This is a genomic window from Dorea sp. AF36-15AT, assembly GCF_003477705.1.
Lineage (GTDB): Bacteria > Bacillota > Clostridia > Lachnospirales > Lachnospiraceae > Claveliimonas > Claveliimonas ammoniilytica.
The window spans coordinates 1-18452 of record NZ_QUDV01000015.1; the positions used below are offsets into that span (position 1 = coordinate 1).

Annotated in this window: 32 protein-coding genes and 5 tRNA genes; 33 read left to right on the forward strand and 4 right to left on the reverse strand. The window is 42.7% G+C overall.

Going from position 1 to position 18452, the window contains the following annotated elements; genetic code table 11:
• Nucleotides 1-61 precede the first annotated feature (61 nt).
• The 5 genes from DWZ93_RS14110 to DWZ93_RS14130 all read left to right on the forward strand — a co-directional run bounded on the left by DWZ93_RS14110 (nt 62) and on the right by DWZ93_RS14130 (nt 516).
• Nucleotides 62-143 (forward strand) — tRNA-Tyr (locus DWZ93_RS14110).
• 18 nt (nt 144-161) lie between these two features.
• Nucleotides 162-234, forward strand: a tRNA-Thr gene (locus DWZ93_RS14115).
• 26 nt (nt 235-260) lie between these two features.
• A tRNA-Met gene (locus DWZ93_RS14120) sits at nt 261-334 on the forward strand.
• Between the two features lie 4 nt (nt 335-338).
• Nucleotides 339-411, forward strand: a tRNA-Phe gene (locus DWZ93_RS14125).
• A 32-nt stretch (nt 412-443) separates the two neighbouring features.
• Nucleotides 444-516: transfer RNA gene (locus DWZ93_RS14130), tRNA-Lys, on the forward strand.
• Between the two features lie 182 nt (nt 517-698).
• Here the strand turns inward: DWZ93_RS14130 and DWZ93_RS14135 are convergent.
• Together DWZ93_RS14135 and DWZ93_RS14140 are read right to left on the reverse strand one after the other, a co-directional pair.
• Nucleotides 699-1817, reverse strand: a complete 1119-nt coding sequence (locus DWZ93_RS14135) for a tyrosine-type recombinase/integrase (protein WP_118453324.1) — start codon at nt 1815-1817, stop codon at nt 699-701.
• Between the two features lie 157 nt (nt 1818-1974).
• Nucleotides 1975-2457 carry a PH domain-containing protein gene (locus tag DWZ93_RS14140; RefSeq protein WP_118453325.1) on the reverse strand — a complete coding sequence of 161 codons (483 nt, stop codon included), beginning with the start codon at nt 2455-2457 and terminating at the stop codon, nt 1975-1977.
• Nucleotides 2458-2742: 285 nt separating this feature from the next.
• Here DWZ93_RS14140 and DWZ93_RS15305 point away from each other — a divergent pair, with 285 nt between their 5' ends.
• On the forward strand, nt 2743-2916 hold the full coding sequence (locus tag DWZ93_RS15305; RefSeq protein ID WP_334294765.1) for a helix-turn-helix domain-containing protein: 174 nt from the start codon (nt 2743-2745) through the stop codon (nt 2914-2916).
• Between the two features lie 294 nt (nt 2917-3210).
• On the opposite strand, the gene DWZ93_RS14150 is transcribed toward DWZ93_RS15305, so the two are convergent.
• The gene (locus tag DWZ93_RS14150; RefSeq protein ID WP_118453326.1) at nt 3211-3597 is read right to left on the reverse strand and encodes a helix-turn-helix transcriptional regulator; all 387 of its coding nucleotides are present in this window, start codon (nt 3595-3597) and stop codon (nt 3211-3213) included.
• A 151-nt stretch (nt 3598-3748) separates the two neighbouring features.
• Between DWZ93_RS14150 and DWZ93_RS14155 the strand changes: the two genes are divergently transcribed.
• A complete protein-coding gene (locus DWZ93_RS14155) occupies nt 3749-3982 on the forward strand; it encodes a helix-turn-helix domain-containing protein (protein ID WP_118453327.1) in 234 nt (77 codons plus the stop codon).
• A 74-nt stretch (nt 3983-4056) separates the two neighbouring features.
• Here DWZ93_RS14155 and DWZ93_RS14160 read toward each other — a convergent pair whose 3' ends face one another.
• Entirely contained in the window at nt 4057-4764 is a 708-nt protein-coding gene (locus tag DWZ93_RS14160; protein WP_118453328.1) for a hypothetical protein, read from the reverse strand.
• A gap of 82 nt (nt 4765-4846) precedes the next feature.
• On the opposite strand from DWZ93_RS14160, the gene DWZ93_RS14785 reads away from it, so the two are divergent.
• From DWZ93_RS14785 to DWZ93_RS14270, 26 genes are all read left to right on the forward strand, one after another.
• The gene (locus tag DWZ93_RS14785; RefSeq protein ID WP_158574331.1) at nt 4847-5002 is read left to right on the forward strand and encodes a hypothetical protein; all 156 of its coding nucleotides are present in this window, start codon (nt 4847-4849) and stop codon (nt 5000-5002) included.
• Nucleotides 5003-5015: 13 nt separating this feature from the next.
• A complete protein-coding gene (locus DWZ93_RS14165; protein ID WP_118453329.1) occupies nt 5016-5243 on the forward strand; it encodes a hypothetical protein in 228 nt (75 codons plus the stop codon).
• Nucleotides 5244-5245: 2 nt separating this feature from the next.
• Nucleotides 5246-5515 (forward strand): hypothetical protein, encoded by a 270-nt coding sequence (locus DWZ93_RS14170; protein WP_118453330.1) that lies wholly within the window; start codon nt 5246-5248, stop codon nt 5513-5515.
• Between the two features lie 57 nt (nt 5516-5572).
• Nucleotides 5573-5857, forward strand: a complete 285-nt coding sequence (locus DWZ93_RS14175) for a hypothetical protein (RefSeq protein ID WP_118453331.1) — start codon at nt 5573-5575, stop codon at nt 5855-5857.
• Nucleotides 5841-6062, forward strand: coding sequence for a hypothetical protein (locus DWZ93_RS14180; protein ID WP_118453332.1), 222 nt, complete (start codon nt 5841-5843; stop codon nt 6060-6062). Before DWZ93_RS14175 ends, DWZ93_RS14180 begins: the two co-directional genes overlap by 17 nt.
• Before the next feature lie 168 nt (nt 6063-6230).
• On the forward strand, nt 6231-7094 hold the full coding sequence (locus tag DWZ93_RS14185) for a rolling circle replication-associated protein (protein WP_243061307.1): 864 nt from the start codon (nt 6231-6233) through the stop codon (nt 7092-7094).
• Nucleotides 7066-7434, forward strand: a complete 369-nt coding sequence (locus DWZ93_RS14190) for an RNase H family protein (RefSeq protein ID WP_243061308.1) — start codon at nt 7066-7068, stop codon at nt 7432-7434. Before DWZ93_RS14185 ends, DWZ93_RS14190 begins: the two co-directional genes overlap by 29 nt.
• A gap of 59 nt (nt 7435-7493) precedes the next feature.
• Nucleotides 7494-8075, forward strand: a complete 582-nt coding sequence (locus DWZ93_RS14195; RefSeq protein ID WP_158574332.1) for a winged helix-turn-helix transcriptional regulator — start codon at nt 7494-7496, stop codon at nt 8073-8075.
• Nucleotides 8072-8548 carry a hypothetical protein gene (locus DWZ93_RS15190; protein WP_330421796.1) on the forward strand — a complete coding sequence of 159 codons (477 nt, stop codon included), beginning with the start codon at nt 8072-8074 and terminating at the stop codon, nt 8546-8548. The genes DWZ93_RS14195 and DWZ93_RS15190 overlap by 4 nt, the downstream gene beginning before the upstream one ends.
• A complete protein-coding gene (locus tag DWZ93_RS14205) occupies nt 8545-9981 on the forward strand; it encodes a ParB/RepB/Spo0J family partition protein (RefSeq protein ID WP_118453335.1) in 1437 nt (478 codons plus the stop codon). The genes DWZ93_RS15190 and DWZ93_RS14205 overlap by 4 nt, the downstream gene beginning before the upstream one ends.
• The gene (locus tag DWZ93_RS14210; RefSeq protein ID WP_243061309.1) at nt 9974-10324 is read left to right on the forward strand and encodes a hypothetical protein; all 351 of its coding nucleotides are present in this window, start codon (nt 9974-9976) and stop codon (nt 10322-10324) included. The genes DWZ93_RS14205 and DWZ93_RS14210 overlap by 8 nt, the downstream gene beginning before the upstream one ends.
• Nucleotides 10325-10397: 73 nt before the next feature.
• On the forward strand, nt 10398-10703 hold the full coding sequence (locus DWZ93_RS14215) for a helix-turn-helix transcriptional regulator (protein ID WP_158574333.1): 306 nt from the start codon (nt 10398-10400) through the stop codon (nt 10701-10703).
• A complete protein-coding gene (locus DWZ93_RS14655) occupies nt 10700-10879 on the forward strand; it encodes a hypothetical protein (RefSeq protein WP_147364679.1) in 180 nt (59 codons plus the stop codon). The genes DWZ93_RS14215 and DWZ93_RS14655 overlap by 4 nt, the downstream gene beginning before the upstream one ends.
• A gap of 14 nt (nt 10880-10893) precedes the next feature.
• Nucleotides 10894-11187, forward strand: coding sequence for a hypothetical protein (locus DWZ93_RS14220; protein WP_147364680.1), 294 nt, complete (start codon nt 10894-10896; stop codon nt 11185-11187).
• Nucleotides 11188-11201: 14 nt separating this feature from the next.
• The gene (locus DWZ93_RS14790) at nt 11202-11360 is read left to right on the forward strand and encodes a hypothetical protein (protein WP_158574334.1); all 159 of its coding nucleotides are present in this window, start codon (nt 11202-11204) and stop codon (nt 11358-11360) included.
• On the forward strand, nt 11357-11587 hold the full coding sequence (locus tag DWZ93_RS14225) for a hypothetical protein (RefSeq protein WP_118453338.1): 231 nt from the start codon (nt 11357-11359) through the stop codon (nt 11585-11587). Before DWZ93_RS14790 ends, DWZ93_RS14225 begins: the two co-directional genes overlap by 4 nt.
• Entirely contained in the window at nt 11577-11867 is a 291-nt protein-coding gene (locus tag DWZ93_RS14230) for a hypothetical protein (RefSeq protein WP_118453339.1), read from the forward strand. Before DWZ93_RS14225 ends, DWZ93_RS14230 begins: the two co-directional genes overlap by 11 nt.
• On the forward strand, nt 11854-12372 hold the full coding sequence (locus DWZ93_RS14235) for a DUF551 domain-containing protein (protein WP_158574335.1): 519 nt from the start codon (nt 11854-11856) through the stop codon (nt 12370-12372). The genes DWZ93_RS14230 and DWZ93_RS14235 overlap by 14 nt, the downstream gene beginning before the upstream one ends.
• Nucleotides 12365-12688, forward strand: a complete 324-nt coding sequence (locus DWZ93_RS14240) for a hypothetical protein (protein ID WP_118453341.1) — start codon at nt 12365-12367, stop codon at nt 12686-12688. Before DWZ93_RS14235 ends, DWZ93_RS14240 begins: the two co-directional genes overlap by 8 nt.
• A 54-nt stretch (nt 12689-12742) precedes the next feature.
• Nucleotides 12743-13225, forward strand: coding sequence for a hypothetical protein (locus tag DWZ93_RS14245; protein WP_118453342.1), 483 nt, complete (start codon nt 12743-12745; stop codon nt 13223-13225).
• Between the two features lie 94 nt (nt 13226-13319).
• Nucleotides 13320-13664, forward strand: a complete 345-nt coding sequence (locus DWZ93_RS14250; protein WP_199665980.1) for a hypothetical protein — start codon at nt 13320-13322, stop codon at nt 13662-13664.
• 96 nt (nt 13665-13760) lie between these two features.
• Entirely contained in the window at nt 13761-14030 is a 270-nt protein-coding gene (locus DWZ93_RS14660; protein ID WP_147364681.1) for a hypothetical protein, read from the forward strand.
• Nucleotides 14005-15399: a terminase large subunit gene (locus tag DWZ93_RS14255; protein ID WP_158574336.1), complete on the forward strand. Its 1395-nt coding sequence runs from the start codon at nt 14005-14007 to the stop codon at nt 15397-15399. Before DWZ93_RS14660 ends, DWZ93_RS14255 begins: the two co-directional genes overlap by 26 nt.
• Nucleotides 15399-16832 carry a phage portal protein gene (locus DWZ93_RS14260; RefSeq protein WP_118453344.1) on the forward strand — a complete coding sequence of 478 codons (1434 nt, stop codon included), beginning with the start codon at nt 15399-15401 and terminating at the stop codon, nt 16830-16832. The genes DWZ93_RS14255 and DWZ93_RS14260 overlap by 1 nt, the downstream gene beginning before the upstream one ends.
• Nucleotides 16777-18168 (forward strand): VG15 protein, encoded by a 1392-nt coding sequence (locus DWZ93_RS14265; protein WP_118453346.1) that lies wholly within the window; start codon nt 16777-16779, stop codon nt 18166-18168. Before DWZ93_RS14260 ends, DWZ93_RS14265 begins: the two co-directional genes overlap by 56 nt.
• The gene (locus tag DWZ93_RS14270) at nt 18169-18384 is read left to right on the forward strand and encodes a hypothetical protein (protein ID WP_118453348.1); all 216 of its coding nucleotides are present in this window, start codon (nt 18169-18171) and stop codon (nt 18382-18384) included.
• The last annotated feature ends 68 nt before the right edge of the window (nt 18385-18452 follow it).

Consider the following 18452-nt stretch of genomic DNA (forward strand, 5'->3'; position numbering starts at 1 on the left):
CTGGGAGAGCATCTGCCTTACAAGCAGAGGGTCACAGGTTCGAGCCCTGTAGGTCCCATATGGATGGGTTCCCGAGTGGCCAAAGGGGGCAGACTGTAAATCTGTTGCAAGTTGCTTCGGTGGTTCGAATCCACCTCCATCCATTAGCCGAAAGGCGTTGCGCCGATGTGGCTCAATTGGCAGAGCAGCTGATTTGTAATCAGCAGGTTATCGGTTCGAGTCCGATCATCGGCTTGAGCGTAAGCTCAGTAATTTAATAACGCGGGGTGGAGCAGTCTGGTAGCTCGTCGGGCTCATAACCCGAAGGTCGTAGGTTCAAATCCTGCCCCCGCAATTTTGCCCAGATAGCTCAGTTGGTAGAGCAGAGGACTGAAAATCCTCGTGTCACTGGTTCGATTCCGGTTCTGGGCATTTTATTTTGCTTAAGTTTGTAAATTGAATAAGGGCGTGTAGCTCAGGTGGTAGAGCACTTGACTTTTAATCAAGTTGTCCGGGGTTCGAATCCCCGCACGCTCACTTAAGACAAATGGCGTAAACTCAGTAAATACAAGGGTTTGCGCTATTTTTTTGTGTTTTTTCGGTAAGTGATTTTGCCGAAAGTAATATTGTTTAAATGTCTCAAAATGGTCTCGTGAAAAATGAGATGTCTCAGAAGTGTCTCAGAAAAAAAGAACATGAGACAAATATATCTCATGTTCTTAGAAATTAATAGCAGCGTTCACTGCGCCCTCCACGTCTTCTTTTTCAGCTAAAATATGTGAATAAACTTTCATTACCATATCTTCGGTATCGCCCATTAATTCGGCGATACGTTTGATAGAGATCTTAGGAATCTGGTAACAAAGAGAAGAGCAGTAGTTATGCCGGAATACGTGTCCGGTCAGACCAACTATTTTTTCTTCGCACACAGCTTGCATAGAGGTCAGGATGCGTTCCCACATCCGGTCATAAGCCGACTTGGTGAAAGGTTTGCTATCTTTCATCGTAACGAATAATTGAGTCCGCCCTGATCGCTTGACAGAATCCACATAGTCACGGATCGCCGGTAAGACTTTCTGGGGGATAGGCACAGTTCGAACAGAGTTCCAGGTTTTCGTTCCTTTTTCCCCGGCATCATTCACAATATATTCGTAAGCGCGGGAGATGGACAGTTCACTCTTTTTGAAGTTAAAGTCAAATACACTGAGAGCCACACATTCCTCTCTGCGGAGTCCGCATCCGTAGATCAGATACAAGTAAGCCTGATCAGCAGCATATTTATAATCTGCTTCAAAGACAGCTTTCTTTTCTGCTGGCGTGAGTGCACGGTTTTCCTTTGGCTTGTATTTGACCTTGTCGGTATTCCGGAGAATCTCTTCTGCGACGTTGGCGGCGAGAAGCTTGTCCACAACCGCAGATTTGAGAATCTGTGAAAAGGTTAATAGTATCTGTTGCTGAGTACGTGCGTGACCGTCTGCATTGGATAGGAGTGTCTCGATGTGGATTCTCTGAATATCCATTAATTTGATCGTCCCCAGAGCGGTGAAATGCTTCTCGATGATGTTATCGTACATCCGCTTGGTATTGTTGGATGTGCGTGCCTTATATACGAGTTTCCAGGAACGCGCGTAGTCAATGAAAAGGATATTGGTATCACGAACAAAGTTGCGTGCTTCTACCTGTGCTTTCATCTCAGTAACCTGGCGTTCCAGATCACGGCTGCTTTTGGCACTGCGAAGCGTAATCCGGTGCTTATGACCGCTCTTGGTATATGTGCCGTCCCAGACTTTTGTTTGGTAGTATCCGTCTGATCCAAGGGTGTATTTCTTATTTGCCACTGTATCACCTCCTAAAAATGTGTATAAAAATAACAGCCAGCGGAATGCCCGCTTGCAAAGGCTGTTTGAAGATGATACAATATTTTTGCAATTATAAGGAGTATCATCTTCGGATATATTCCAGAACCGTTCCTGTTGGCGCAGGGGCGGTTTTTATTTAATCTAAACCATTAATTCTCAAACAGTTATTATAAGCGAGCTCCTGGAGCAATTTATATAATGGCTGCACATTATATTTCTTTGGGAACTCTAACTTATGAGATACATACTGGACCTGATGAGCTTTAAGATCAGCAGTCTTGATGTATGTAAAAGTAAGTTCGCTATCATCGAAGCCGAAACCTGCAGTTTCCATCGTCACATCAACTACGGAGAAAAGGTTGATGGACTCTACACGCATCTTTGTGCCGGTTGCACCCTGCTTATCCGTGAAAATAATTCGTCTGTTAGTAAAAATAAGAGCATCACGCACAAGTTTAAATCCCACTGTGATTTCCTCACCGTCCATCAAATACATGCCGTATTCTCTCTGCATGTCCTCAGTAGACATTTCGCTGTAATTGTTAAGCACACCCTGGACAAGGTTACTGCTTGCTACTGATTTTGCACCATTCAAAACATCTTTCATTCCGAAAGCCATAGCACATTCCTCTCTTTCTTTAGTTAAATAGTACACACAACATATATATAATCGCAAATGCGGTTATAACGTTTTTTTTGGTGGCAGAATGCCACAGGTATTGTAATATGTTAATTAATATGCTATTCTAAATATGCTTTTATTGAAACGTACCTTCGTTAAAAGCTCTTGGGCTCTTCCAGACTCCACTGGAGGAGCCGCTTTCCGTTTACCACAATTTACCAGCAGACGCTGGTGAAAAAATATATTATAATAGATTCCATGAAAGTACTGCTAGATCAAATCATGTATGAACGCAATTTAACAGTACGCCAGGTATCCATTATGACTGGGGTTCCTAAATCGACGATATCAGATATCGTATCTGGAAGAACAAGTCCCCGTCTGAATACACTGGAGCAATTGGCAGCAGGACTTAAAGTCCATATGACTGACCTTTTCGAATCTACTTACAAATAGTGTCCGAGATCTCGGACAATTCCATGTATTTCCAACAGTTCCCAACATTCCGATTGTCTGTATATATAGAAACAGATAATCAAAAAGATAAAACAAACAAATGTTCGATAAAATACTTTCTTTCCATTCCAAATAGTGGTAATATGGATTCAAGGAATTTCGGACGTGCGTTTGTATGGAAACGGAGGGTGCGTACATGGAAGAGCTTAAAAAGGAAATTACAAAATTAATTCAAACTGTAAATGATCATGAAAAACTGCAGCTCATTTACAGATTTATAAAAAGATTGAGTGACTAGGCGCGAGGTGCCTGGTCTTTCTTTTTATGTGCCGCTTTTTCTGAAATCTTTTCCAGTAGTTCCCATTCTTCTTCATCCAGATCCGCAAGTGCTTCGATCAGTCTGCGACGATAGGAGTCTTCTTCATCTTTCAGCAGGTCTGCTGCAAAATCCGTAATCTTCTCGCTTCTGGTCAATTCTATTTCTATTGGCCCATTTCCTGTTCGAAGCCACTCTTCGTTTATATTGAATTTTTCACATATTAATGAAATAACAGCATCGCTCGGTGCGTTTTTTCCAACTTCGTAAGCTCCGATGTTGCCTCTGGCTATTTTTAATTTATCGGCAAATTCTTGCTGAGTTAATCCAAGATGTTTTCTTAATAATTTAATTCGTTCGTTCATCGAGAGCCTCCTTTTCTTCTCTTTTCGAAATCATCATAACACACGACAAGCTCTAATTCAATACAAAATGTTGGTAAATTACAAAAAATGTATTGACAAAGATAATTAACCAACCTATACTTGAAATATACCAACAAAGCGAGGTGAGAATATGAAAATCACAGAAAAGATATCTGAGTACATCAGAGATCAGAACATCAATCTATCTGAGATGTCCAGAAGCACAGGCATATCCTATAGGATGATATATGCAAGTTTAGCTGACAAGAGCAGAAACAGAGCATTATCGGTAGATGAAGCAGTTGCGATATGTGATTATCTGGGGAAGACGGTAGATGATTTCAGAGAGAAACCAGAAAGGAGCGAACCTGATGGAAGAGCTTAAAAAAGAAGTGGAAAAAATGAAAGACCAGATAAAAGCCTTGATAAGGTCTTGTCTGATCTTAAGTGTAACAATATTTATTGTATCTGTTTGCTTGTGGATTCGCTATTTTCAGATTCGCCATTCTGTTTCTGAGATTCTTCGATATTTGCAAGATGAGTATTTAATTCATCGACTGACTTTTGTAATGTATCAAGTTTCTCAGATGTTATAGAGTCAGAAGACTTCGTATTATCTAAAAATTCCGATAACACATGGATTTCCAATTTTTGTAAATCCGTTTGCTCCTGACTGCTAGCCGAAGACTTCTGATATGTAAATATTGAAATAATGATAGCGAGAATAGAGAGAAAAACAGTGAATTTAATCGCAAACCGATTATTTCCGATAGGGATTGCAAGAGTTTCAGGAAATTCGTAGGTCTTTACAATCGATTGATCTAATGTGACATAGCTATCATCGGAATTCATAGCAGTATCAGACAAAGAGATACCATCAATGGAATTGGAAGAATCCACAGAAATAGCTGAGTCAGATAAAAAGCTATTCAAGGTGTTGATGAAGGATTGATATTGAGACATATCGATGGAGGCTTTAAGAGCTTCTCGATAGCTGTTTAATAATGTTTCCATTCCGGGATAAGTTTCGAGTGGAGATGGGATGGAAATCTTTGGAGTAAAAACGTTATTGAGAATACTGGAAGAAAAGTTTATTTTCTCTAACGTTTTGGATATACCGGAAAGCTCGGCATAGACATTTGCAATGTCAGAAAAATCAGTTGTCATGTAAAATCCTCTCTTTCGTAATTGTTGGGAAGATTTTACCATAGCGAGAAAATTAAATCAAATGCAAAAAGAGGTGAAGAAGATGAGTGAAAAAGAAAAACAGGTCATGGAGCGTTTGGCTGAGAACCTGAAAGATATGGACGATGAGGACAAGAACAGTCTTATCGAAAGAGCAGAAGGTATGGCTTACATGAACCGGAAGTGGAGAAAGAAACTGGAAACACAGGATGCAACGTAGGAGGTGAGATGTAATGCTGGAATACCCAAAAGAAGTAATGAAGACATCAGAACTGGTAGAGATGGGATTCCCGGAGCAGATGCTCCTGAATGCCTATCGGGTAAAAGGGCAGACCTTTGCCCAAAAGGTGAATCCGACCAAGAGGAACAGTCCGATCATATTTTTTACAAAGCAATTTGAAAAATGGCGAGAGGAGCAACAGAGAATTGAAAACAGATCAATTCAGAGAGGGTTCTATTAAACATGATTGTCACAATTGCCGACGCTATATGCGCTGCAACATGGTTGATCGCAAGAGAAATGAGAGGCGTGCAGATTATGAAGAGAAGAAGAGTGCGAAAAATCGGATATAGCATGATCACAGCCGGAATGCTGGCAGGATGGTGTGTATGCGGTGTTTATGAGAGATCTAATCCGAATGCATCACTCTGGCCGTACATCGCTGCACTTCTGATCTGCATGGGAGTGACACTGATCGGAGATCAGGTAAGAAAGAGAGGTGAGGACTGGTGAAAATGTTTGAAGTGGAATATGAAAGCTACGAAAGAATTCATAAGGAGGAAAAGAAAGATGATTAAAACAGAAAGAGGCACAACGCAGATACAGGGAAAAGGGTTATGGGTAGAAGCTGAATTTTCTGCAACAGCAGGAGCAATGAAGAAATATTTATGCGATAAGTATGGAATGACAGAAGAAAAAGCCAAAGCACGAGTTATGGAATTGGCGGAAAGAGGACTTAAGAGCGAAGAGGAGCTTGAAAAAGAGGTATATAAAAGGATGTGCGAACTTTTTGATAACGTCAAAGATATGCTTTCAGGTGACGTCAAGGAAGAATCAGATGAGAAGGTTCAGTGAAGAACATGATCTGAGTCTATCAGATCTGAAGACTATCATATTCGATCGCGGTCGGAAGGAACTGGAAGCATATACCCATGCAAAGGAAAGAGGATATTCCGATTATGATGTGGAGAACCAAAGACTCCGGTACATAGCGATCTGGGTTGTGATCGAAGAAGCAGGTCTGGAAGAAGAGTTCGGGCATTGGAAAGTGCAGAAATAAAAAAACACATCCGTTAGAGCGGATGTGTCCGTAGCTAGGCTACAAGATGTAATACATAAAATACCTACATATATATTACATCTTGTAGTCCTAAATGTCAAGTAAATGCGGGGTGAAATGCCCCGTAAAACACTCGTTAAGAATATTAAAGTTAGGACAGAAAAGAAGATGTATATCCAGAAATATCAGACCTTCCGGAAGGGTGACGTGATTGATTATATTGAGATCCCAGATGGAAGATATGGGGCACGGGGATTACCCCGGATGAAAAAGAAGAAACCCACGAAAGAACAGATAGCAGAGATTAATAAGCAGAATAAGGAGCGGAGATGCCGTGCATACCTGATGGAGTATTTCCGTCCAGGAGACACCTTCGCCACATGGACCTACAGACCTAGTGCCAGACCGCCGGACATGAAGTCAGCTCTAAAGGATTTCCAGAAGTCAATCCGGAAAGTCCGGGAGGAATACAAGAAAAGAGGATATGAGTTGTTCTGGATCCGGAATATCGAAAAGGGAACTCGCGGAGCCTGGCACATCCATCTGGCAGTGAATGCCATACCGGGAACAGCAGAGATCCTGCGGAAAGCCTGGACAAAAGGTGGCATCTACATAGAGACCATCAGAGACTCGGAGAAATTCGGAGATGACGACATGACCAGATTAGCCGCTTATCTGACAAAGGACGCGAAAATGGGAGATAAAAAAGACGATGGATCCAGGGAGAAACCAAGACTCAAAGAATCAAGTTACGGTCATTCCAGGAATATGCAGCTCCCACCGGTGAGAAAGCGCAAGCTGCAGCATTGGAAAAAAGAGGTCAAACCGAAAAAAGGTTATTATATCGCACGGATCTGGGAGGGAATTAACCCATACACCGGATTTAAGTACCGCAGGTACACCATGATCCGAATAGAAAGGAGACACGATGATGAAGGTTCAGATCTACGTCACCACCACTCTGGCAGGTCCCGCCGTAAAAGACGGAAACTACGGAGCTGTCGTGGAATACATCACCCCAAAGGGGCGTAAAGAGATCCGCACCGTGATAGGATTCGAACAGAATACGACTTGGCATCGAAGTGTCATCCTTGCCACGGTAAAAGCATTGAACATTTTAACGGTTCCCTGTTCGGTTGAGGTCTACACGACATCCAATTTCGTGATGAACACGCTAAATTCGGGAAATGTAGAGAAGTGGAAACGTGCAGAGTGGCGTAAGTCCTCAGGCAAAGAGGTCAAAAACAAAGAATTATGGCAAGAATATGCCGACTTGGCAGAGCGTCACAAAATCCACGCCACACGCAGTAAAAATAACGAATATGTACGCTTGCTCATGAAAATGTTCAAAGAAGATTCTAATAGTAAATAGCAAAACGGCATGGAAATGCCGATAATCCTTAAAAATACTGAATGGGAGAGATGATGAGCGTGATTGAAAATAAAGAGGAAATATTACCGGATCTGATCAAGAAATACGAATCCGGTAAAACATTGTTGGAGCTGGGACATGAATATAAGCTTGCTCCGAAGACGATAAGCGGATGGCTAAAGGCTTCTGGCGTGAAAATGCGTATCAGCGGCAGCAGAAAGATAGAAATCGATAGAGAATTGCTTCAAAGAATGGCAGATGAGGGAATGTCGCAGGTAGAGATATGCGAAAAATTAAACATATCAACCAGTACAATGTCCGTCAGAATGAAAGAATACGGCATCAAGATCAACCGGGATGCCAGGAAGAAACGGAAAACCGAAGAAGAGCCCATGGAAGAAGAACCGGTGATTAAACCAGGCAAACAAAAAAAGAGATGCGGATCCTGTGTATTCCGAGCCGCAAGAAATGCAGTAAATGGCTGCAATTATTCATCAATCATCGAAAGATGCCGATTGCAGAAGCCGGAAGAATGCACCTTTTACGAAAGAGGAAGACGCATAGACCCAAAAAGCGCGCGAGCGAGTAAAAAGAGAGCGGAAGTATGGGCAGAGTGGGAAAAGATAGGTGATCGAGCATGAGCACAGAAGAATGGAGACAAAAGAAGATCCGACAGAGAGGACGCTTTACTGTTCTCCAGAGGTTAGATTATCCAGTTAAGCTTAGACGTCAGAGAAACAGAGCATGGGAGTTCTACGAAGAAATGCTAAGCCGGGATAGAAGCGCACATGTCAGCGTAGGAGGATTGGACAGCATTATCCCGGAGATATACGGAAAGATCGAAAAGACTGACAACGGTGAATTATATACGACCGGAGCACAGAGGACTGGTTGCAGCATGTGTGGCTTCGGCATCCACCTAGAAGAACGTCCGCATCGGTTTGACAAACTCCGGGAGCGCAATGAGAAAGAATGGGAATTCTGGATGTACCGGTGTTGTACGGATCCTGAAACTGAAGAAAAATTCGGCTGGGGAAGAGTGCTGGATTACATCGGAGTAGAGTGGGAAGATGTGCCACCGAGACAGATGACGCTAAAGGATTATATGAAATGAGTTTAGAAGTTTTTGATAATTATGAATGCGATGGTCAGATAGAGATATCCGACCTGAAAGGAGAAGAGATGGAAAAATTAATATACATACCGGCTGAGCAGATACATGAGCATCCGGATAATCCGCGGAAAAACCTTGGAGATCTTGAAGAGTTATCGGAATCGATCAAAAAGAAAGGCATCATGCAGAACCTGACTGTTATGATCGGACACTGGGATGAAAAAGGGAAATGGCAGCAGGACGGATACACATTGCTGATCGGGCACAGACGCTTTGCGGCAGGCAAGATGGCAGCAGTCAGTGAATTCCCTTGCAGAGTAATTGAAAAGATTGATTACAAAGACCAGATCGGAATCATGATGGAAGAAAACATGCAGCGCAACGACCTTACTATCTGGGAAGAAGCGAACGGATTCCAGATGATGCTAGATCTGGGTGATACGGAGGAACAGATAGCAGAAAAGACCGGATTCAGTAAATCCACGATCAAACACCGTTTAAACATTGCGAAGCTTGATCAGGACGTACTGAAAGAAAAAGAGCAGAATGACGGCTATCAGCTGACGTTAAAAGGTCTGTATGAACTGGAAAAGATTACGGATATCGATAAGCGAAATGAAATATTAAGACAGTCTGGTAGTTCTGTAGATCTGGTGGCAAGAGCCAGATCGGCAGTTGTATCTGAGAGAAGAGAAAAGGTTAAGCAGAAGATCATATCTGCTTTGGAAGTGTCTGGCGCTAAAAAGATGTCCGATAAGGATGAAATGAGTGTCTGGGATAGCGGTAAATGGAAAAAGATCCAGGAATACAAAACAGATAATGATCCAGGAGAGATCGATGTGCCGGAAAGTGATGAACAGTTATATTGGCGATCTATTTGGAGCGGTATTGAGGTCTACAAAAAGAAAAAGCCGGTGAAGAAGAAAGAGACCAAAGCTGAAAGACTGGAGAAAGAGCGGAAAGCCAAGCAAAAGCAGATTAAAGAGGTCATGAAAAAGATGGATGCCCGCCGAAAAGAGTTTATACGAGACATCATTTCTGGAAAGATTGATCCGGTAAAGAACGAACGAAGATTAAAGGATTCTATCTGGATGATCTTGGTGGCGGTAGGATGCAGTGTTTATAGATATAGAATGTCTGAGGTACTCCTGGAAAAAGATTGGTATGAATGTTCGGCAGAAGAACGTGGTGAGGCATTGAAAAAAGTGGACGAGCTCAGTATCATCCACCAGATGCTGACTACTATGCATTATGCCATAAAAGCAGACTGTAATGAAGTATGCGATTATATGTGCAGATACAAGAAAGGTAATGGACAGATTCGTCTGGAAGCCTATCGGATTCTTGAATTGTATGGATGGTATTTCGAACCTGGTGAAAAAGAGATTCTGGACGGAACATCTGAACTGTATGAGGGTGAAGCTGATGAGTGATTTAATGTTTCCGAAACCGAAATGGAAAAAGAAGAAAAAAAGACATCCACCGTCTATATTACCGTCAGATAAGCATATCTGCTTCTTGTGTGCCAGGAACGGTGATTGCAGACCTAAAATCACGGAAGAACATCATGTATTTTTCGGATCTGGCTTAAGAGATGTCAGCGAAGAGAACGGATTCAAGTGTGATCTGTGTATTCCACATCACCGAACAGGACCAGAAGCAGTACATAACAACCAGGAAACCAGAGAATATCTATGCAGGATATTCCAACAGCAATATGAACGTACTCACACGCATGAAGAATTCATGGAGCTGGTGCACAAAAATTATTTATAACAATATATCACGACCCTCCGGGAGACCGGAGGGAAGAAAGGGAAACTTAGAATCAGGAGGAACGACCGACGATATGGCGCAACATTATAAAAAAAGACAAAGGATAGCAAGGAAGAACGCAATCCGAAATCTTATGGACCAGGGAATGACGAATATTGAGATTGCGGAAAAATTAAATATCCCAGAATCAACAGTAAGCTGGCATAGACGCACGTACAGAGCTGATAAGGCAGTAGAATCTGCACCGAATGCAGACAGACATCTATGTAAGACTTGTAAATATAAGGCAAAAGGCTCTGGCTGTGATTATTTCTGCAAGACAGATGAGGTCAGAGGATGCGATCCGGAATATTGTAATAAATGGGAGGAGAGGCAATGATGATCAATACAATTATGATGGTGGCAGCAGTCCTGCATGCGGTTACGGCATTTATATTATCGACAGATATGGCAAAGGCAGCAGCTAAAGGAGAAAAGATAGCAGGATGGATCATATACACTGTATTTGAGATAGTCACAGCGGTATTGCTGGTGACAGCGGCACTGATGATGTGAGGTGAGAAAAAATATTGATGGGAATAAAGGTGGATAGGAGAATAGTGCTGGCAGGATTCAATTTCAAAGGGATGAGTCTGGAGTATTTTCATGAGTTTCTGAAAAATGAATTCATCCCGGCATATCGCGAGGAGCTTTCAGAAAACGAAATACAACAGATTATGAAAGGTATTGAGGAAAAGAAAGACCGTATTTGGATATTTAAGAATACAGAAACAGGAAGAAAACTTACGCATACATTCACTTTTTATGACAATGTAGGATTTATGCCAGGATATGAAGTGAATTACGAATTTGACGGATTTTAAGGAGGTAGAAAACGATGCATGGATATATAAGCGGTTGTACCGACACAGATATCATTAATTACTGCCCGAAATGCGGAGGAGAGATAAATACATATTACGGAGATGGCACAGGAAAATGTGATAGTTGCGGTCTCTGGTTCGGAGTAGTTGAATGTGAGGAGGACGAGGAATGAAATTAACAGACACAATTAAGACAAAAAAAGGAAGATTCGTAGTAGTTGATACATGCTATACATTAGACCATGGATTAGAAACAATGGTATTTACATCTGACGAGCAAGGAAACGTAACAAGTTGGACGGATCTGGATGCAGAGACTTACAGCACCCCGGAGGAAGCAGAGGAAGGTCACCGCCAGATGATTGAAAAATGGAAGGAGATGGAAATAGATGAATATTGACGAATCTATTAAAATCTTGAAACGAGATATTCACAAATGCGTGCAAAAAGTAGCTATCAGTGTAAGAAAGTATGATGATACAGCTGTGCGGATGGCTCTTGTTGCATTGGAGAAACAGATTACAGTAAAGCCGATTATCTTAGATATACTGATCGGAGATATCGACTATGCATGTCCCTTGTGTGGCAAGCGGGTGATGTCAGATGCAGAAACCAAAAGTAACTATTGTAACGAATGCGGTTGTAAATTTGATTGGAGTGAGATTGATGAGATTGATTGACGCTGATGCATTAATTAGCTTTATAGATCCGGAACATTTAAGGCATTCGGGCGAACTAACCTTTTCAGAGGTTGATGTGATAAACATGCTGAATCATGCGCCGACAGTACTTGGCAAAGAAAGTCATGGAGTCCTCCGCAAAATAGCCAACTATCTGATAAAGGAATATGAAGGTGATGATGACAATGCACCTACGCTGGATATCACAATAAGTGACATGAGAGAAATATGTACAATGCATCAAGACTTAATCGGTGAGAGAGAACTATTGAAACAGTGGCAAATGTATGGAAGAGTATGGATTCCATGTAGTGAGAGATTGCCGGAGAAACCAAGAGCCGATTATTACGATGGCTACATTGTGCAGACTAGACACGTTATGCAGCCGTTTAGTGCTTATTGGGATGGTATAGAGTGGACAGACGATGATGACGATGCAGTGGACGATGTTATAGCCTGGATGCCACTTCCTGAGACATATATGGAGGGCAGAGACGATGAATAGAATAAAAAGAGCATTGCTTATCGTCCTGTGTGCTATAGCATTATGCGGATGTGCTGAGAAGCAGGAACAACCAGAGCCGACACCGATCACGGTGGAAAAGCCAAATGTCAGAGATACCGTAGCTTTCAAGCGTGAGGTATCGGCAAGGATTGAAGAGATCCTGTCCGGAGATATTACTGTCACGGTATATCTGGATGATGCAGAGGACTTCTGCTACCGTGGACAGATTAAGGTAGTGAATAATGGATCAGATGGAACGGATCCGATTATATTTATCTACGCCGACCGGAAAGAATCGGAGAGCGAATGGTATTGACGGTACTGGAATACTTGGAACAGATAGGAATTAATATAAGGGGAGTGGTCACCGATGGACAAGAATGTGTTAATAGAATACGCAGATATGAAGATGGAGATCAAGGATCTCAGGAGACGGATTGAAGACAAACAGAATAGAATTGATAAGCTGCATACCACAGTAATGTCTGATACGGTGACCATGGGAAAGAAGGGGCGGAAGTCACTTGGAACCGTAAAGGTGACTGGAATACCAGATGGCATCATAACCAGAATGGAGACAGCTCTAGAGAAGAACCAAAAGCTTCTCGAACTGAGAGAGGTAGAACTGTTGGAACTTCAGAATGATGTAGAGGAATACATAGAGACCATACCGAAGAGTGAGATGCGAACTATGTTAAGACTGTATTTTGTTGATGATATGACTTATACAAGGACAGCGGCGCACATGAATTATTTAAGACCGACAAGACGTGTGAAGTACACGGATGAGAATGTAAAGAAAAAAATTCAAAGATTTTTTGAAAATGTCCCCCAATGTCCCGAAGAAAGATGATATAGTGTAAAAAACAAAAAAGTGTATGGTGATACGAAGATGGCAGCAGGCAGTAGCTTGGCTGCCTTTTATTATACAGAAAAGAGTGGATAATATGGGAAACCCCAGGAGTGCGAATGGAAACCTCAGACGCAAGCATCGGGCAAGGTTGAAGGCGATAGGTGGAGAGTGTGGAATATGTAAAGGAAGACTAGGACCAATACATTACGATGAACCAAGTGACAGTGATCATCCATTGTCGTTTGTGATTGATGAGATCAAGCCAGTGTCGAGATGGAGAGAGTTTGGTTATACATCTAGAGAAGCGGCAGCGCAGGACTGGAACAATCTGCAACCGGCTCACTACTGTTGCAATGCAATGAAAGGCAATAAAACGATGAAAGAAGTGGCTGGAGAGCGAAAAAAGAACGACATAAATATTGTTGATGGTTTATGGTGACAATAGGGTGGCTATGTCACCCTCCCATAGCCGCGGGCGACCCCAAACCGTCCAGCGCCGATTTACACACAGGGAATTTTTGAAAGGTGGATTAAGGTGGGCAGAATTAAGAAAATGTCTACGGTGACAACGTCAGGATCACGACTGGAACAGTTGAAGAATCTGTCGAAAGTCCTGGCGAAACAAATAGATGATTGCAATAATGACATGATTATTGGTCCGAAGTACCTCCCACAGCTTTCGAAACAATACAGAGAGACGATCAAAGAGATTGAAGAGATTGAGGGAGTTGACAGAGAAGATGACGAAATCGGTGAAATCCTCTCAGCAAGGAAAGCTGATGGGAAGCCAGACGCCGTCCGTTAGAATAGTTCCGGAGTATGATTACACAGACGGAGCTGATGCAGTGAGAATACTTGCGGTTGGAAAACTGGTTGTAGATCCGTGGCAGAGCGAAGTGCTGAATGATTGGATGGGCCGCACTAATGAAGATATCTGGTCAGCACCGACATGCGGATTATCTGTGCCGAGGCAAAATGGAAAGACACTGGACACTTCCGGACGAATAGCATCTGGAATGGTCATGTATTCGGAATGGGTGATCTATACAGCACATCTTCAGAAGACGGCAACAGAGACTTTTATGGAATTGAAAGGATTGTTTGAAAGCAGGGGGCTAAGAAAGTATGTAAAAGAAATCAAGGCAGCACTCGGAAGAGAACAGATCATATTAAAAAATGGCGGAAGGGTGGTATTTGTAGCACGTACCAGGAATGGCGGTCGAGGTTTACATGGCGATTGTCTGGTATTCGATGAAGCACAGGAGCTGACATCAGAACAGCAGGCATCTTTTTTGCCAGCAATATCAGCATCCAGGAATCCGCAGACAATATACCTCGGAACGCCACCAGATGAAAACTGCACAGGTACGGTGTTTAGGAAGATAAGGGAGCGAGCAAAGAATGGAGAGAGTAGTTCGACAGCCTGGACGGAGTATTCCGTGGAAGAGATCGGAGACGTGACTGACAGAAACCGATGGGCAGATTGTAATCCGGCTCTTGGAAGACGAATGACAGAAACGACCATAGCTGCAGAGTGCGAGCAGATGGATGAAGATACATTTGCGAGAGAGCGACTTGGGTGGTGGTCTCCAATCAATAATGATCAGGACTATGCCATTAATAAAGCCAAATGGGAGCAATGTGCATCAGAGATGAAAAAACCGGAGGGGAAAACGGCTTATGGAATTAAATTTGCCGCCGATGGTTCGATGGTGGCATTATGTGGAGCGGTTTGTCCGGATGATGGACCGGCACGTATTTCACTGATTGAGACCAAGGCAACCGACAGAGGGGTCCAGTGGCTTGCGGACTGGCTGAATCAGAGATACACGAAAGCGTCCTGCGTGGTGATTGATGGTCGAAATGGCGTTGATTTTCTGATCGACAAGATAACATCGGTCTGGAAATATAAGAAATCAATCATAAAGCCATCAGCAAAAGATGTGATAGCAGCGGCGAGCCAACTGGTGCAGGAAGTTAATGAACAGACGGTGACGTGGTATAAATACCAGGAGATATTAAAAGAATCCGCTGTTACGTCAGTAAAAAGACCGATATCGGGCGGATGGGGATTTGGCGGTGATAATTCAATACCGATCGAAGCGGCGGCGTTGGCACTGTGGGGTTGTCGGACATCAAAGCGAAATCCGAATAGAAAGATGAGGATAGGATAATGGAACTGAATTTTGGAATGGTAGTCGGACTTCCGGAGGAAGAACAGAGCCAACTGAACGAAGTGAAATACATATACGATTACCACAGATCGGCTAACAGAAAGAAACGCCGGTACTATAATGGAAAAATCACATTGAATGAAGTGAACCTTGGCATTGCATTGCCGTCAGGACTTGGACGATTGGAAATTGGATGCGCCTGGGGAGCAAAGGCGGTAGATGTATTAGCTTCACGGTCTATGTTCGATGGTTTCGTGGCGGAGAATGGAACAAAGTCTGAAGATATGGATGAGATTATAAAGAGGAATCACCTGATCACGGAATATAACAAAGCGGTGAAAGAAGAGCTGAAATACGGATGCTCATTCGCAGCTATTTCGGGAGAGGAAAGAGATGCGAAAGTACGATTTTATTCACCACACTGCGCAGCGGCATCCTGGGATGCGTATAATGGCAGAATCAAATGCGGATTCGCTTTCGAAGATGGGAGAAGAGATGAATCAGATTTAAATTGGTCTCCTGAACACGTGAATTTCTACACAGAAACAGATATATGGGAACTGGATCGAGAAGGTGGGACGTGGTATGCGACACAGCATCCACATGAATTTGGAGAGCCGATGATGGTTGCTCTGATCTGGGACGCCACGCATGATAAACCATTTGGACAATCCAGACTGAAAGAACCTATTCGAAGATTGATCCAAGGATATGTGCGGACAGTAGCGAATGCGACGATTGGACTGGAATTTGCAACTTCACCGCAGAAATATTTGTTGGGTGTATCGGATGAGCAGTATGATACTCTGATTGCAGATAAGTTTAAGAGTTATGTTGGCAGTATTCTGCTGGGGACAAATAATCCGGAGACTGGTGAAAAGCCGAATTTCGGACAATTGTCGCAAGGAAACATAGAACCTCATGTACAGATGCTCCGTATGCTGGCTACACAATATTCAGCCGCAACGGGACTGACTGTGACGGACGTTGGCGTAGTGAATGATGCCAATCCAACCTCCAGTGAAGCAATCATAGCACAGTCACAGACCTTGATACTCATGGCTGAACAGCTCAATAAGGCGAATGGTGATGGGCTTTGCAGAATTGCAAGAATGTCACTTGCGGTGGAGCTTGGAACAACTCCAGATGAATTGGAAGATGGAGCACAAGACATTATTGCACATTTTAAGAATCCGGCCATGCCAAGTGTGGCATCTACTGCGGATGCGGCGATTAAGATTGCGACAGCGCGAGAGGGATTCGCACAGACGGATATATTCCTGGAAATGATCGGATTTGATCAGGCTGACATCCGAAGAATACGTGCACAGGAGCAGAGGACGAAAGGAGCATCCATTTTGACGGAGGAATTTAAAGATGAAGATATCGACGAAGGCTTGGGTGGCGTACATAAAGAAGATGTCACAGATTAGCGAGACGGCAGCTGATCTGATGCAGAAGTGGGTGCGGAAAAACGGATTCGGCAATGATAAAGCCTTATTGGATTACGCATTTGCACTTTCGCAGCATTACGGACAGGCAATCGGAGCGTTGTCTTGTCAGATGTATGAGGCTACAGCGGCGGCGCAGGGAGTAGTTGTTCCGACAGCAGAAATTGCAGATCTCCCGGAATACGGAGAAGTGGCAAAAGCAGTTCGCGGAACAATGAAACAGTCTCAGTTGAACGTACCGGCAGCGATAGCAAGATTGGTAAAGCAGGTCGGAGCTGACACCACTTTGAAAAATGCTATGCGAGATGGTGCGCAGTTTGCGTGGGTACCGCACGGGGACACGTGTTCATTTTGCATTACCTTGGCATCCAGAGGATGGCAATATATGTCAAAAAAAGCACTCAGGAATGGACATGCCGAACACATCCATGCGCATTGCGATTGTGAGTATGCGGTCAGATTTGACGGAAAGAGTACAGTCGCTGGATATGATCCGGACAAGTATCTGGAAGAATATAACAATGCCGGTGGAGATATTAATGCCATGCGGAGGATTCGGTACAAGGAAAATAAGGATGCTATTAATGCAAGGAAACGAGAACTGTATGCGGAAAGGAAGGCAAAAACTATTGTAAAGACTCCCCGTTCTGCTATAATGGAATCAGATTTAGGAATGTTTAAACAAAAACTTCGCAGTGACGGTAATATGGACAAAGAATATTACGACTGTCTAAAGGATAAATTTTCACATGGTACAGACGATGCCAAACGACTATTCACAAAATATGCTTCGGGTGATAGCATTGAAAATGCTGTGTATGAAAATACGGCTCGCTATAATACTAAAACGAAAAAGATATCCATGAATTATGGTGCGGATTTAAAGAATCCACGTGGAGCTGGAGCTACATGGTTCCATGAACACGGTCATTTAGTTGATGATTTAGCTGGAAATCTATCAGATGATAAGAATTTTATTCAGTTACTGGAAAGTGATTCGTTGTCATATCGTATAGCATATGGTAAAGCACATCATTTGGGCACTTTTGATAAAGTTGATAAAGCCATTAGCGAAGAACTTGGAGATATGCGAAAAGATTCGGCAATATCAGATATTTTTGATGGTGTAACACAAGGCAATATAATTGGGTGTGCATCACATCCGAAGGAATATTGGAAAAACCGGGACAATGTTACATCCGAGGCTTTTGCACATATGTTTGAAGCACAGTTTGATAAAGAAAGATATGAACAAATGAAAAAATATTTTCCAAATGCATTGGAATATTTTGAAAAAAGGATGAAGGAGGCGTTATAAATGAATGTTCTGAACCCAAAGTTTGAAAAAGCGCATAAGGATTTTGTACTTCATTTCGGATATTGTCCTCAGATTCCGAATGAAATCGATTTTGATCAGTCTAAATATGCGGACGATCTCTTAAAAAGTGTAGCCGATAATTATGATTACACGACTGAAAAATATGGTACGCAAGTGCCTAAAAAGTATCCTAAACCGAAAATAATAATTGATTAGCATCATATGAGTGCGGACTATAAAATAACAAGAGCAGTAGATACCACCGATCAGAAATGGTTGGTGGT

What these genes read in the sequence shown, in the direction of transcription:
- DWZ93_RS14185 (WP_243061307.1), top strand. Translation starts at nt 6,231, where the DNA reads ATGTATATCCAGAAATATCAGACCTTCCGGAAGGGTGACGTGATTGAT.
- DWZ93_RS14255 (WP_158574336.1), top strand. Translation starts at nt 14,005, where the DNA reads ATGGGAAGCCAGACGCCGTCCGTTAGAATAGTTCCGGAGTATGATTAC.
- DWZ93_RS14245 (WP_118453342.1), top strand. Translation starts at nt 12,743, where the DNA reads ATGGACAAGAATGTGTTAATAGAATACGCAGATATGAAGATGGAGATC.
- DWZ93_RS14240 (WP_118453341.1), top strand. Translation starts at nt 12,365, where the DNA reads ATGAATAGAATAAAAAGAGCATTGCTTATCGTCCTGTGTGCTATAGCA.
- DWZ93_RS14155 (WP_118453327.1), top strand. Translation starts at nt 3,749, where the DNA reads ATGAAAATCACAGAAAAGATATCTGAGTACATCAGAGATCAGAACATC.
- DWZ93_RS14790 (WP_158574334.1), top strand. Translation starts at nt 11,202, where the DNA reads ATGCATGGATATATAAGCGGTTGTACCGACACAGATATCATTAATTAC.
- DWZ93_RS14175 (WP_118453331.1), top strand. Translation starts at nt 5,573, where the DNA reads ATGATTAAAACAGAAAGAGGCACAACGCAGATACAGGGAAAAGGGTTA.
- DWZ93_RS14270 (WP_118453348.1), top strand. Translation starts at nt 18,169, where the DNA reads ATGAATGTTCTGAACCCAAAGTTTGAAAAAGCGCATAAGGATTTTGTA.
- DWZ93_RS15190 (WP_330421796.1), top strand. Translation starts at nt 8,072, where the DNA reads ATGAGCACAGAAGAATGGAGACAAAAGAAGATCCGACAGAGAGGACGC.
- DWZ93_RS14205 (WP_118453335.1), top strand. Translation starts at nt 8,545, where the DNA reads ATGAGTTTAGAAGTTTTTGATAATTATGAATGCGATGGTCAGATAGAG.
- DWZ93_RS14140 (WP_118453325.1), bottom strand. Translation starts at nt 2,457, where the DNA reads ATGGCTTTCGGAATGAAAGATGTTTTGAATGGTGCAAAATCAGTAGCA.
- DWZ93_RS14215 (WP_158574333.1), top strand. Translation starts at nt 10,398, where the DNA reads ATGGCGCAACATTATAAAAAAAGACAAAGGATAGCAAGGAAGAACGCA.
- DWZ93_RS14225 (WP_118453338.1), top strand. Translation starts at nt 11,357, where the DNA reads ATGAAATTAACAGACACAATTAAGACAAAAAAAGGAAGATTCGTAGTA.
- DWZ93_RS14160 (WP_118453328.1), bottom strand. Translation starts at nt 4,764, where the DNA reads ATGACAACTGATTTTTCTGACATTGCAAATGTCTATGCCGAGCTTTCC.
- DWZ93_RS14785 (WP_158574331.1), top strand. Translation starts at nt 4,847, where the DNA reads ATGAGTGAAAAAGAAAAACAGGTCATGGAGCGTTTGGCTGAGAACCTG.
- DWZ93_RS14165 (WP_118453329.1), top strand. Translation starts at nt 5,016, where the DNA reads ATGCTGGAATACCCAAAAGAAGTAATGAAGACATCAGAACTGGTAGAG.
- DWZ93_RS15305 (WP_334294765.1), top strand. Translation starts at nt 2,743, where the DNA reads ATGTATGAACGCAATTTAACAGTACGCCAGGTATCCATTATGACTGGG.
- DWZ93_RS14180 (WP_118453332.1), top strand. Translation starts at nt 5,841, where the DNA reads ATGAGAAGGTTCAGTGAAGAACATGATCTGAGTCTATCAGATCTGAAG.
- DWZ93_RS14230 (WP_118453339.1), top strand. Translation starts at nt 11,577, where the DNA reads ATGAATATTGACGAATCTATTAAAATCTTGAAACGAGATATTCACAAA.
- DWZ93_RS14265 (WP_118453346.1), top strand. Translation starts at nt 16,777, where the DNA reads ATGAAGATATCGACGAAGGCTTGGGTGGCGTACATAAAGAAGATGTCA.
- DWZ93_RS14655 (WP_147364679.1), top strand. Translation starts at nt 10,700, where the DNA reads ATGATGATCAATACAATTATGATGGTGGCAGCAGTCCTGCATGCGGTT.
- DWZ93_RS14150 (WP_118453326.1), bottom strand. Translation starts at nt 3,597, where the DNA reads ATGAACGAACGAATTAAATTATTAAGAAAACATCTTGGATTAACTCAG.
- DWZ93_RS14250 (WP_199665980.1), top strand. Translation starts at nt 13,320, where the DNA reads ATGGGAAACCCCAGGAGTGCGAATGGAAACCTCAGACGCAAGCATCGG.
- DWZ93_RS14235 (WP_158574335.1), top strand. Translation starts at nt 11,854, where the DNA reads ATGAGATTGATTGACGCTGATGCATTAATTAGCTTTATAGATCCGGAA.
- DWZ93_RS14210 (WP_243061309.1), top strand. Translation starts at nt 9,974, where the DNA reads ATGAGTGATTTAATGTTTCCGAAACCGAAATGGAAAAAGAAGAAAAAA.
- DWZ93_RS14260 (WP_118453344.1), top strand. Translation starts at nt 15,399, where the DNA reads ATGGAACTGAATTTTGGAATGGTAGTCGGACTTCCGGAGGAAGAACAG.
- DWZ93_RS14170 (WP_118453330.1), top strand. Translation starts at nt 5,246, where the DNA reads ATGATTGTCACAATTGCCGACGCTATATGCGCTGCAACATGGTTGATC.